The sequence below is a fragment of the Pseudomonas sp. TMW22089 genome, assembly GCF_022496645.1.
Classification (GTDB): domain Bacteria; phylum Pseudomonadota; class Gammaproteobacteria; order Pseudomonadales; family Pseudomonadaceae; genus Aquipseudomonas; species Aquipseudomonas paraversuta.
Map to the genome: position 1 here is coordinate 349,703 of NZ_SCFG01000002.1, position 13,104 is coordinate 362,806.

Sequence of the window (13,104 nt, forward strand, 5' to 3'; positions counted from 1 at the left end):
AACGGCGCAACAATCTCCATGGGGACTAAGCCACTTGGCGATACGCTGTCAGGTCCAAATTAGTCAGCAGCCTGCTGGCTAATTTCGCAGCGCATAAAACGTCCGAAATCCGCACCAAATATACGCGACACCTCGGGCCACATCAGCTTACCGTTCAGAAGGCATAACCCGTGCAAGGTCGAGAATCGCCTTGGCAAAAGCCTCTCCCACACCATTTCGCGAGATTTGTACGACCTCATTCAGACCCGTGGTGCTAGACAATTTCAATTCATCGTAAAGACAAACAGGAAGTTCACGATTGTTTTTGAATCTACGATCAGGGCCGCCCTTCTTATTAACAAATTGCCACGTCCTGTCGACTACCGTGGCATCCCTGGGAGGCGAAGCACTTTCAATAAACCGCTTCGCATTGACCTGCAACTGCAGCTCTCGATAGCTAACCGCGCCCACACTTTTCTCGTCATAAATCAATACACGATCAGGGAAGAAATGCAGCGTTTGGCGCCCAACAACCATGGAGATGGTTTCTATATTGGTTTTTACATAAGGTGGTGAAGACCGAGCAATAGTCGTTTTTTTCCGACGTACAAGATTGCTCGCACCAGCGTGATACTTACGATCATGAACGGCGCCTTCGGCCTCAATATGCCAGGCCGCATCTGCTGCCGAAACCTGCTGGCCACTGCTGTGCAGTGCTTCGTAAGCTTCTTCCATCTCGGCGTCAAAATCGTAAAACAGTACAACCGTCTTAGCCATCGTATCGCGTACTGCAGAGGCAATGGTTAGGACTGAACCGAGGATAAGCGCACCCCATATAGCCCCAATGGACCAACCATTACGCAGGCCAAGAAATACTACGAGGATTCCCAGGACACCAACCCATGGCCAAAGCCGCCATCTTGCCTGCTTCGCATTCATTTCATCGAGCAAATCACGTGAGGATGAATCCACGATTTGCGAAGCATCCGCGGACTCGATCTCGACTAAAGGGGCGTGAGTACCCTCAGGTATTACCGTAGTTTCAACGTGAGGCAAAAAAGGCGGCTTATCGTTGGTCCTTGGTACGGTAGCCCTGTAGTACAGGCCTCCCCGCCCCATATGAACGTAATTGCCCCGAGGTCCTGTCCCGATGCGTAGGCCTTTCAATCCCACCGAAACGCCCACACCCTGCCGGGACAGATTGAAACGAAATAGCCCTACTCTGATGCTCTTACGAATATAGAATCCCATTACCATTCCTTGATACAGCTTGAACATCCACTGTTAGTAGCTGACTCACTGCTCGCCAATCACAAGCAATACATCGTCGATATACCGCCCTTCCGCACCATGGGTACCATTACGCAAATACCCAGGAATCATCTGCTGAAATTCGATACGGTCTGCAGGAAGAAACTCAAGCAATGCTTCCAACATCGCTGGCCTCAATAGCCGCTGGTTAACAGGAACCTCTGGCAAATTCGGCCGGATCACATTCTCTTCAAGCCAGACCAACTTCTCTCGCAGGCTGTAGTTACCCTCAAGGGTAATACGCTCAGCGTGCTCGCTCTGCTCATCTGCCACTTGCTGGATCGAAACCTCTTCAGATTCCGTACTCATCCCCTCGACCTCTACAGCTGGCTCGGTTCGTAACCGCGCAAGCTCCTGAAGGATGGGTTCGATTTGCACACGGGCATTACGGAACCAGTCCACCGACCAAATGCGCCGAATATTCCAGCCCAATTGCTCCAACACGCTTTGACGCAGACGATCACGGTCACGCGCTGACTTGGCCGAATGATATGCCGCACCGTCGCATTCAATCCCCATCAGGTAGCGACCGGGCTGCCCTGGATCACGTACCGCCAGATCAATGAAGAAACCAGCAACACCAACCTGGGGCTCGCATTGATAGCCATGACGAGACAGCATCTCAATGACAGCCACCTCGAAATCACTGTCGGGAGCACGTTCAGACTCTTTGATGTGCGGCATGCGACCGGACTCAGCGAAATGCAGAAAGTCACGCAGTGCCTGCACGCCTCTGCTGGAAGTACCGGTCACCACTACATCGGTCGAGCTAAACGAGGAGAACACCTGCATGCGCTTCTTGGAGCGGGTATACAGCACGTTCAAACGTCGCCATCCGCTGGCACCGTTAATCGGGCCAAAACGCTGAGGGACGGTACCGCCTACCTCCATAGGGCCGTAGGTACCGGAGATGTAAATAACATCTCGCTCATCGCCCTGGACGTTTTCCAGGTTCTTGATGAACAGTGGCTCATCCTGACTTTGATTACGGTCCAATGCGACTTGCAGTTGCGGGCTTTGTTTGGCCAGCTGTTCAAGCATCCGCTCGATCTGATCAGCCTGTTTGACGTTCATAGCCACCACGCCCAGCGACTCATCAGGGCGGTGAATTACGTGGTGCTCAATGGCCTTGGCGACAACCTCGGCCTCTTCAATGTTGCGTTGTTCGACAAAACGCCCGCGGGGCACTCTGACAAACTTGACGCCGAACTCTGCGGACTCACGGTGTGGTGATGGGTACACCACCAGATTGCTTTCATAGAACGCTTTGTTGGAGAAGGCAATCAGGCTCTCGTGACGGGAACGGTAGTGCCAACGTAGACGTCGCAGTTTGAACAGCGGCATGGCGGCTTCCAAAATGCTTTCCGAGTCCTCGGCCAATGAAACATCAGCTTCATCGGTATCCGAATCGCCACCGTTGCGGGAAAAGAAGTTCGTCGGCGGCAGCTGTTTCGGGTCACCCACGACCACTAGCTGTTTCCCACGGGCGATGCTACCCAATGCTTCTTCCGGGCGCATTTGGGATGCTTCATCCATTACGACCAAATCGAACTCAACGTGCCCTGCCGGCAAGTATTGAGCAACAGCCATTGGCGACATCATGAAGCAGGGTTTGAGGCCTTGCAGCGCTTCAGCTGCACGGTTCATCAGGCTGCGGATCGGGACATGCCGTGTCTTTTTCTCAGCCTCGCGCTGCAGCAAAGCCAGTTGCGTAAAGTCTCTGACCGCTCCATGGCTATTTCCGACAGGAATATTGTTCTGACTAATACGTGACGAAACTTGCTCACGTTGAAGATGCTTGAGCTGCTCATCGATATCAGCGAACCGAGCGCGAATAGCCTCCTGTTCTTTGCCCGAAAACTGCCCCAGCGCGGGATCAAGCTCAAGGATTTGCAAGGCCCAACTGTCAAGAAGCCCGAGCAGACAGGCATCGATGCAGCGCTCAGAAACCAGGTTCTGCGTTTCGATTGCTTCGACGACAATCTCGAACCCCAGCTCAACCAGGTGAGAACGCAAACGGCGGTACTCGAACCAATGGTCGAGCAGATCGGGGTTCTGAGCAGCCCAGGCCAGACGGCTGGCCATGGGCTCGAAATCTGCTTTCTCAATGGACTGCCACCACTGACCGGAAATAACCGCAGCACCTTGGAAAAACGCTTCCAAGGACTGCTGCCAGGCCTCTACAGCTAGAGCGAGCGCAGCACCTTGTTGATGCCAATGGAGAATCAGCGACTCGGCTTCTTTTGGCATGCACGCGGTCAACTGTGGAATAAGAATATCCCGAATCGGCAACGCCAAAATGGGTTGAACGAAGGCAACGGTATGCCGCCAGGTCGTCAAACGAGGTCGGGCCGCTGAAAGATTGTCTATCCGAGGAAGCTCTTCACCCGGCAAGCAGGTTTGTAGCACTGAGTCGCTTTGCAGTGCTGCCGAGCGGGCCTGCCAGCTTTCCACCGACTGAATCAGCTGCAGTATTTGCCCCATCGTGGGCTTCTCTTCGCTGATTACGGGTAACAACGAGCGCAGCGCGGTTCCGATGTCGTTGATAAGGCGAGCATACAGACCCTCTGGAGCGAGCAAATCTTCCGAACGCAAATCATGACTGTCAAAGGGCAACAGTTCTTCCAGGTCCAGTCGATGCTCCAGAACATCCAACAGGTAGGGCTCGAGTTCTGCGCTATCACTCGAAATGCCGGCCAGTAGCGCCCCATCTGTCTTAAGCAGGTACTCCGCAACCCATACTTTTGCACCGAATCCACGTCCGCATTCTGTACGCAGGAACTTGTACCAACCCCGCAAGCGCTTGAGTGCGTCGATCGGAGTATCAAGCCCTTGGAAGTGTTCACCCAGCTTCTCGGTGAGCACTTTGCTTTCATTCAGTTGACTGTGTTTTTTCAGATAAGCGATGACATCTGGCAAGACCACCAGAAGCTGGTTCAACTTGAGCCCTGGTCGCGCCATAGCCAAGATCTCGGTTTTAGCAGAGCGCCATTGCCCCTTGAACCAGCGAAAAAGTGATTTATCTGCCAGAACCCGATTCAAGTCTTCCAGTCGTGTATGACCAGGCAATCGATCCAGAGTGAAATGGTGCGCAGCCTGCTCCTGCAACTGCCTGATGACCGGAATGTCGTTGTCCAACTCTACGAGCAATCCGTCCAAGGTCTCGTCTTCGAAGCGTTTATGGCGAAGAAATGCCAAATCCTCAGGCATCGCCGCGAGCATTTGCAGAAAGAGTACCACTTGCTCAATACCGATAAAATCGCTTCGCAAGCCTTGAACCGCAGCCCCTTCCGCTAACAGCCGAATTAGCATTTGAACGCGTGGGGCCAGTTCCAGTAACTCCTCAGCCTCTTCGATCACATCCAGCAAAGCATTGAGGGATAGGGCCTCATCGCCGTTATGCAGACGTATGGCCGCGCATGCATTTTTGATAGAGACTATCGCTTGCCCAGAGCCAATGACATCCGCGCGCAACGATCGAGCTAGTACGCCTTGCTCGTCCAACAAGGAGTCCATACCTTGCAGCCACAGCTTCAACGCCTCACAGGACTCGATATCCAGTCGCCCCAACAGATCCCAGTCCTCATCACCTTTAGGTAATGCAAGTACCGGAATTGAAGCTGCTAAGCCTCGCAGCTGATCTGGGCTGTAGGTTTCCAGAACAGATACCTGCAGCTGTTCTGCTAATCGAGGACGGAAAGCGGCTAGACGATGCAGCGCCTGCTGAGCCTGGGAGAGACTTTCTAGAAGTGCGGAGCGCTCAGCGCCAGTCACGCGAGTTTTTGTGCTACCAAACCATGGGTGCGTTTCAAGTTTGCCAGCGTGACCAGCTTCCTCAGCCGTCTTGCGATAGATGTGTGCATAAAAGCCGGCCTGCTCCTGCAAATGCGTTTTATCGATTCGCGCCTCCGACTGCGGATGCAGATCGGAAGGTTTAATCGACAATGCCTCACGCAAACGGGTTGCCTGCATTAGCACCTCGTGAACACTCATTCCCGACTCTTCGAACTGGGCATGCAAGTGATGCACGTGCTTGTTGAGTTGCTGCTTCAATCGCTCATAGTTGGCAATCAGATCCGTAAGCTGCTTGGGCGAGCGAAAGCCACCGCTGTTCTGAATCCGCTGCCGGATGCTATCGATAACAGCGCTCTTTTGACTCTTATGGCTATGCAACTCCAGACAAAAATCGCCCAAGCCTGCTCTCGTAAGTCGAGTCTTGACCACCTCAAGCGCTGCGCGCTTCTCCGCCACGAACAACACTTTTTTGCCTTGGGCCAGCGCCGCCGCAATCATGTTGGTGATGGTCTGAGACTTACCGGTACCGGGCGGCCCCTCGATCACAAGATCATCCCCGCGAATCACGTCTATCAATGCGCTGTGCTGAGAACTGTCGGCGTCATCGATTAGAGGAAACTGCAGGTGAACCTGCTCAATGTCGTCTATTGAATGCTCGACGCAAAATGCGCCTTGCTTTCCTGACGAATCGGCCGGCAAACCGTCCATCCCTGTAAGCCGCTTAACCAGACCGTGATCCAGTAATGATTGGTCTTTCCAACGACCTGGATCAAGGTCGAGATACATCATCAACTTGCCAAACTCGAACAAGCCAAGCGATGCGTAACGATGAACCTTCCAGTCAGGTTTAACCTTCAGCACCGTTTCAACAATGCGTTCGAAGTATTCCTCGGGCGTGCTGTCGTCGGTTATCCGCGGTAGCGCGATACCAAAATCGACGCGAAGCTTTTCCCGTAATGAAAGGTTGGTAAGAATGTCTTCGCCAGTAGGATGTACGCGGTATTCGAACGTCGCAGTTTGAGGATTGAGCTTGCCTTTCTCCAGATTCACTGGCACCAGCATCAGCGGCGCTAGGCGGGTGCTGTCTTTACCTGCGACTGAGTCATCCCACTCCAGGAACCCGAGCGCAAGATAAAGAATGTTCGCACCCGTTTCCTCGAGAGCCGATCGCGACTGGGTATACAGAATCTGTAGCCGCGACTCCATCTCCACGGGGTAATAGAGCGTCTGAATCGCGTCGTCAGAATGCTTACCTGTTTGCCCGCTTTCAGGGGGCAGTGGTAGCTCATAGCTGGTCGCGATACCAAGGATCTGCGCCCAGACTTCTGCCGTAGGCTGTTTCTTTAGCTCAACAACTGCGCCTGTCTTTTCGTCCAACTTCAAAAAGCCGTGGGTAAGTAGCTGCCTTTCCGTTGGTTCAGGAACAGCAGCAAATCGCATGGATTTTTCATCTGCCAAGGTATCGAACAGGTGATCCGGCAACTCATCAATAATCCGTACGAAACGTTTGGAGCGCGCATGTGAAAAGTTCAGCAGCCGATTGCGGGCGCTGAGGTCGAGAAGCCTGCTTCTCAGCTTCTCTAGGCTTTCCGGTATCTCGCTTGGGGGGGTATCAAGGTCATCCCAATCGGTAAGAGGCGCTGGATCAATGGACTTTGAACGTCCCTTGGACTCGGTATCGAACCGATAAACCGACCCTCCCCGGCCGCCGCCTTTATTGAGCAGTCCCTGGGTAATGAGCTCGTCGCGCAGGCTCCAGTACTCTTCCTCAGAGACGGCAAAATTCTGAAGCTCAGCTCGCCGATCGATCCGGTCCCTGAGTGACTTGTTGCCAACGGCCGTCCCGTCTGCGGGGACCAGTTCCAGTATCCATTGCAGAACAAGTTCATACCGCTGGATAGCCAATGCTTCAGGGCCTGAGTTCACGTCGATCACCGCTAATTTTTTGGGGCAACTGCCTAATGAGTTTTTTCTGGGCACGGTAAACCGATGCTCAGCTTCGGCTGGCCGCGATAACAAGAGAGGCTTTGTAGGGGCGCTGCCGATTTTTCGGTGCGCTCGAGATGCCATCCTTGGGAAACAGCGGTCTGCCTGGAGATTGATGGATGTCACAATATCCAGCACTCGGAGCAAGGTAAAGGCAAAGTGCCTTGACGCCGAACAAATCCCCATTTCCTCGACGATTGGTCAGTAAATCCCCCTACACTTATTAGAAAGCTTGGTCTTAGGTCGTCTTCTACCCTCTAAAAAACTGATCGTTCAGCTCCCCCAGAGGTGGCGCCTGTTTAACCACGCAAATATGTTGGACAGACGCTTACAGATTGAGCCCTTTGAAGGCGCACGTCATCGACAAAGGGATGCCAACACTCAATGCGCCACGGCTTTGCGACGTGGGCATCTACCGATGGGAAATCAAGATTTGTCGGACTCAGTGATCACGTGACACACATGAAACTGCATTGCAATTCGCCATCACGGCCATCAGAATCTGATCCACCGCAAGATATTGGCATTGACGCTTCAGTAGAGATCCAAGATGGCACGGAACGCTGTTAACTCGATCACCGTCAGGCTACTCAAGCCTACAAAAACACCGGCAGATGCAATCAGCGCCACCTATGGGCCAGGTGGCGCGCGAGCGCTGAAAGATCAGGACTGGGATGGCGACGGTGAAGGCATCGTCTACTATGGCCAAGTCTACGACACTGTACCTGAGTGGCTGAGCCTCCTGCAGGGCTTTGTCAGCGATCCTTTCGACGCGCTGCATTCGAGTGGTTCAGCGGCGATTTTGTTCTTGAGCGTTAAGCAGAGGTGGATGGCGCTGTGCTTTGGATATGCACACATCGCGCTGAACGAGGATGCTTTCGTGCATCAATTCGGGCTGAAGGTTGCCTTAAATACTGTAAGACGAGGGAGTCTTCTGAGTCTCGACCTCGCGACTCCGGATGCGGTCACGTTTCAGCGGCGGGTTCAAGCCAGTAAGCTTTCCGACTTTAGCCAATTCGGGGTAGACACCCTGCGAGATCTCGCAAGGGTTGCAGGAGGCAAACCCGAAGACGACGCTTTCGCCAAATTCGTTGCAGGAAAAGATGCCCTCAGCCTGGACACTCCCCTCACGCCGTCGCAGTTCCACAGCAAGTGCGTCGAGATCCTGAATGCCTTCAAATCGAAGGCATATAAGAAAGACTATGCTTGGTTTGACAACGTCAAAGTTGAGACTAACCCATCTCGCCTTAGACGCTTGGACAGACTTCTCTTCCAGGAAATTCAAACCATCCGGAGCGGCTCAAACAGCCTGCTGCATATGTCCCCTCCGGAGATCCAAAACTACGTTGAGGGGGCCGCCCTCCAATATTCAGGCTTCAACAGTCGCAAGCCTGAATTCACTAAGCTTTCGATCGAGGATTACGCCGCCGAGCTTAATCGACTGGGTTGCACACACACGATTCAAGAGATAAAAACTTCTCACAAAATCCGCACTGAAAACCTGAAGACCGGAGTTATTGAGCCCGGATGGAAGGTTTATGATTGCCTCAATTGGGAGGCGACCCTGCCAACACCAACGCCTACAAACTACGTATTGTTCGCAGGCAAATGGTACAAAATTTCGAAAAAATTCAAGGACAGGGTCGATGAGCACTTTGACAGTATTGAGGACTTCGTAGTCATCGGGCCGACCCACTGCCTGAACGAAGAAGAGCTAATCGAAGATCTGTTAAAAAATCGGTCGGATCTGATCAAGCTTGATCGTACAAAAATCAATCCGGAAGGCGTTGTCGCCGCCAATCTGGAGCCCTGCGACTTCTATTCAAACGATAAACACTTCATTCATCTTAAGGATGGGGAGTCATCTGGGCCAATCAGTCACTTGTGGATGCAGGGTGTCGTCAGCGCCGAGGCTTTTGTTGCCGACAGCGAGTTTCGCCGAAAGCTAAAGGATACGGTCGCGGCGACGAAAGGCGGATCGGCCTTCGTCGGAACCCTGCCGGACGGGCGCAAGCGAGAGGTGGATCGGGGCGAGTACACCGTTGTTTATGGGATCATGCGTCACAGGTATGTTGACGGTACTATCGGCATTCCGTTTTTCAGTAAGGTCAGTTTGATGGCCGCCTGCGATAGGCTTAGACGCACTGGAATGAACGTCCGTAAGGAAATCATCGAGAAATTGACGCCCAAGCCTCCGGTGAAAAAGGCCAAGTCAAAACGGCCTACGATCAAGGCCAAAAAGCCGACCTCCAGCTCCAATAAGGTCTCTGTTGCACCTTAACCCCTTCAATTCGGCCTTGCCTTCAACTAAACGGATGATGATCTGCCAGCCAAATGCTGGTGCACAGATAATCAACCTGCGCCCATAATTGATAAACGTAGCCAAGCACAAACTCCCAACGAGGACGCTACGGGTTTTGCGACAAAAAAAGCCGTTCAAATGCCGTGCAAAAACCACAAAAAAGTGGGGGAACAAATGGGGGATCAGAGCGCTGTCCAAAACACCTAAATCATTGTTTTTCAAAAACATAGATCGATTAAAAGCTAACCACAAGCCGGTTTTTTAATGCCTGCCACAAAGCCGCAGCCTGCCAGCCCTGCAGGGGCGAGCTTGCTTGCGAGCACCGGCGCCACAGCCCTTCAGGCAGGCCGCCATCGCTGGCAAGCCAGCTCCCACATGGTTGTCGACAGCCAACATCAATCCTGCAAACTCGCCGGTGCTGCTGATCAGTGTTTGTCCGGGTATCCGGCTTCGCTGAGCGCTGCGTGGAACAGGCCCTCGTCCAGCTGGCTTTCGACTCTGGCTTCACGGGCCGCCGGGTCGGTTTCGATTCGCGCTTGCGGGTCGACGGCCAGTAGCGCTTTGGTGACGGATCGGGCGCAGCCGCCGCAGGTCATGTTGGGGATATGAAAACGATGCATGGGGATCTCCTGATTATTTAAGGTGAACCGCTACGTTGAAGTTTGCCAGCGTGACAAGGTCAATCACTTTTCAGCAAACTGCCGCTGGTGGGCTGAGGCCGGTGTGTCGAGCCCGAACCGCGGTGTCCGGCGCGGGGCTTGCGGCGCTGCAGCCAAAGCATTGAGCTCGGCCAGCCCGGCTATGATCGGGCAGTCCGGGCGGTCATTGCCGCGACAGTGACTGGCAAGACTTTCGAGGGTTTGCGCCATCGCCTGCAGTTCGGCGATTTTCGCTTTCAGACCCGCAACATGGGTCAGCGCCATGGCCTTGACCACAGCGCTGACACGATCACGGTCGCGCCACAACTCCAGTAACTCCGAGATCTGTTCAACAGAGAACCCCAGGTCGCGGGCGCGCCGGATAAAGCCCAGGGCATTGGCGTCCTGGGGGCTGTAAAGCCGGTAGCCGGCCTCGGTTCGAAGGGCTTTGGGGATCAAGCCAGTCTGTTCGTAGTAGCGGATCATCTTCGCCGAAACCCCGGAAAAACTGGCCGCCTGACCGATATTCATCATGTTCCTCTCCCTGGCTCCTGCCCGCGAAAAACTGCCCCCGTTTACACGCCACTCACCGCCATCGGCGCCTTGAAGCCCTTGAGCCGGAGCGCGTTGACCAGCACAAAGATGCTGGAAAGCGCCATCGCAGCCGCCGCAAAGATCGGCGACAGCAATGTGCCGTTCACCGGGTATAGCGCTCCCGCCGCGACCGGGATCAGCACTGCGTTGTAAGCGAAGGCCCAGAACAGGTTCTGCTTGATGTTGCGGATCGTCGCCTGACTCAGGGCGATGGCATTCGGCACGCCACGCAGGTCGCCTGACATCAGCACCACGTCTGCCGCCTCGATGGCCACATCGGTACCGGTGCCGATGGCCAGCCCCACGTCAGCTTCGGCCAGCGCCGGGGCGTCGTTGATGCCGTCGCCGACGAAGGCCACCCGTGCACCATTGACCCGGAATTTCTTCAGTGCTGCGACCTTGCCGTCGGGCAGGACCTCGGCCGCCACCTCATCAATCCCCAATTGCCGGGCGATGGCATTGGCCGTGGCCGCATTGTCACCGGTGATCATCGCCACCTTGAGGCCCAGGGCGTGCAGCGCCTTGATCGCCTCCAAAGTGGTCTCCCTGATGGGGTCGGCCACCGCAATCACCGCCGCCAGACGACCGTCGATGGCGGCATAAAGCGGGCTCTTGCCCTGTTCCCCCAGACGTTGGGCGGTCGCGACAAAGCTCGACACATCCAGCCCCAATAGCGTCATGAAACGGTCTGCGCCGACCGACACGGTCCGCCCCGACACCTTGGCCGTCACCCCGAAACCCGGGGTTGCCTCGAAGCTGTCGATGGCACCCATCACCAGACCACGTTGTTTCGCCGCGCTGACGATGGCTTCGCCGATCGGGTGTTCGGAGCGGGTTTCGACCGCCGCCACCAGCCCCAGCACTTCGTCGTAATCAAAGCCTTCGGCAGGCACCAGATCGGTCAGTTCCGGGCGGCCCTTGGTCAGGGTGCCGGTCTTGTCGAGGGCGATCACACTCACATCCCGCAGCGCCTGCAAGGCTTCGCCTTTACGAAACAGCACCCCCAGTTCCGCCGCGCGCCCGGTACCGACCATGATCGAGGTCGGCGTAGCCAGCCCCATGGCGCACGGGCAGGCGATGATGAGTACCGCCACCGCATTGACCAGGGCAAAGGTCAGCGCCGGGGTCGGCCCGAAGATCAGCCAGACCACAAAGGTCAGGGTGGCCGCTGCCATCACGGCCGGGACGAACCACATGGTGACCTTGTCCACCAGCGCCTGGATCGGCAGCTTGGAACCCTGGGCCTGCTCGACCAGACGGATGATCTGCGCCAGCACCGTGTTGGCCCCGATCCGGGTCACGCGAAAACTGAAAGCGCCGGTCTTGTTGATCGTGCCGCCAATCACTTGAGCACCCGCAGTTTTATGCACCGGCACCGGCTCGCCGCTGATCATGCTCTCGTCGACATAGGAGGCGCCTTCGACAATCTCGCCATCGAGGGGAATTTTCTCCCCCGGACGTACCAGCACCACGTCCCCGGTTGTCACCTGCTCGAGGGGCAGTTCAAGGGTTTCACCGTTGCGCTCTACCCGCGCGGTTTTGGCCTGCAGCCCGACCAGACGTTTGATCGCCTGTGAGGTTCGGCCCTTGGCCCGGGCCTCCAGCGAGCGGCCAAGCAAAATAAGAGTGACGATGACCGCGGCCGCTTCGAAATACACATTGGCGGTGCCCTGGGGCAGCACTTGAGGGGCAAAGGTCGCGACCAGCGAATAACCGTATGCCGCCGAGGTCCCGACTGCCACCAGCGAGTTCATGTCCGGAGCACCGCGCAGCAGGGCCGGAACGCCCTTGCGGAAAAAACGCAGCCCCGGCCCGAACAGCACCAGCGTGGCCAGCACGAACTGGATGTACCAGTTGGTCTGCTGACCGATGACCGTCATCACCCAATGATGCATGGCGGGAATCAGGTGCGAGCCCATCTCCAGAATGAACACCGGCAAGCTGAGGATGGCGGCAACCAGCAAGGACCGCTGCAGCCCCCGGGCCTCGCCCTCGCGCCGCTGGTCGTCCTGCTCGCCCGCATCCGGGAGGTCGGCAGACAAGCGTCGCGCCGTATACCCCGCCCGCTCCACTGCGGCCTCAAGGTCGGCAGCAGAAACGGCACCGGCGAGGTGAGTGACCCGGGCGCGCTCGGTGGCCAGGTTGACGCTGGCCTGCCGCACGCCGGGCACCTTCGCCAGCGCCTTCTCGACCCGGCCCACACACGAGGCACAGGTCATGCCTGCAATCGACAGCTCGGTGGTTTCTTCACGCACCGAGTAGCCCACGCGCTCGATGGCATCTACTACCGCCTGCGGATCGGCCACGCCACTGAAGCTGACATCGGCGCGCTCGGTGGCCAGGTTGACCACGGCCGACTGCACACCCGGGACCGCCTTGAGCGCACGTTCGACCCGACCGACGCACGAGGCGCACGTCATGCCTTCAACCGGCAGACTCAGGCGCGCGGATGCTTTGGACTCTGGTTGAAGCGAAACGCTAGCCATTGGAAACTCTCCT

6 protein-coding genes are annotated in these 13,104 nt (G+C 55.8%); 1 reads left to right on the forward strand and 5 read right to left on the reverse strand.

Annotation, left to right across the window (positions count from 1 at the left end; all coding sequences use genetic code 11):
- Positions 1-147: 147 nt before the first annotated feature.
- On the reverse strand, positions 148-1,257 hold the full coding sequence (locus tag EQV90_RS03960) for a DUF4236 domain-containing protein (RefSeq protein ID WP_240877764.1): 1,110 nt from the start codon (positions 1,255-1,257) through the stop codon (positions 148-150).
- An 18-nt stretch (positions 1,258-1,275) separates the two neighbouring features.
- Positions 1,276-7,020: a DUF4011 domain-containing anti-phage protein Hhe gene (gene hhe / locus EQV90_RS03965; RefSeq protein ID WP_240877765.1), complete on the reverse strand. Its 5,745-nt coding sequence runs from the start codon at positions 7,018-7,020 to the stop codon at positions 1,276-1,278.
- A gap of 601 nt (positions 7,021-7,621) precedes the next feature.
- Here hhe and EQV90_RS03970 point away from each other — a divergent pair.
- Complete coding sequence (locus EQV90_RS03970; protein ID WP_134327383.1) at positions 7,622-9,352, forward strand: DUF6119 family protein; 1,731 nt, start codon at positions 7,622-7,624, stop codon at positions 9,350-9,352.
- A gap of 446 nt (positions 9,353-9,798) precedes the next feature.
- Here EQV90_RS03970 and EQV90_RS03975 read toward each other — a convergent pair whose 3' ends face one another.
- The 3 genes from EQV90_RS03975 to EQV90_RS03985 all read right to left on the reverse strand — a co-directional run bounded on the left by EQV90_RS03975 (position 9,799) and on the right by EQV90_RS03985 (position 13,091).
- Complete coding sequence (locus tag EQV90_RS03975) at positions 9,799-9,993, reverse strand: heavy-metal-associated domain-containing protein (protein WP_003444255.1); 195 nt, start codon at positions 9,991-9,993, stop codon at positions 9,799-9,801.
- 63 nt (positions 9,994-10,056) lie between these two features.
- On the reverse strand, positions 10,057-10,545 hold the full coding sequence (gene cueR, locus EQV90_RS03980; protein WP_010655462.1) for a Cu(I)-responsive transcriptional regulator: 489 nt from the start codon (positions 10,543-10,545) through the stop codon (positions 10,057-10,059).
- A gap of 41 nt (positions 10,546-10,586) precedes the next feature.
- Entirely contained in the window at positions 10,587-13,091 is a 2,505-nt protein-coding gene (locus EQV90_RS03985) for a heavy metal translocating P-type ATPase (RefSeq protein ID WP_240877766.1), read from the reverse strand.
- Positions 13,092-13,104 lie beyond the last annotated feature (13 nt).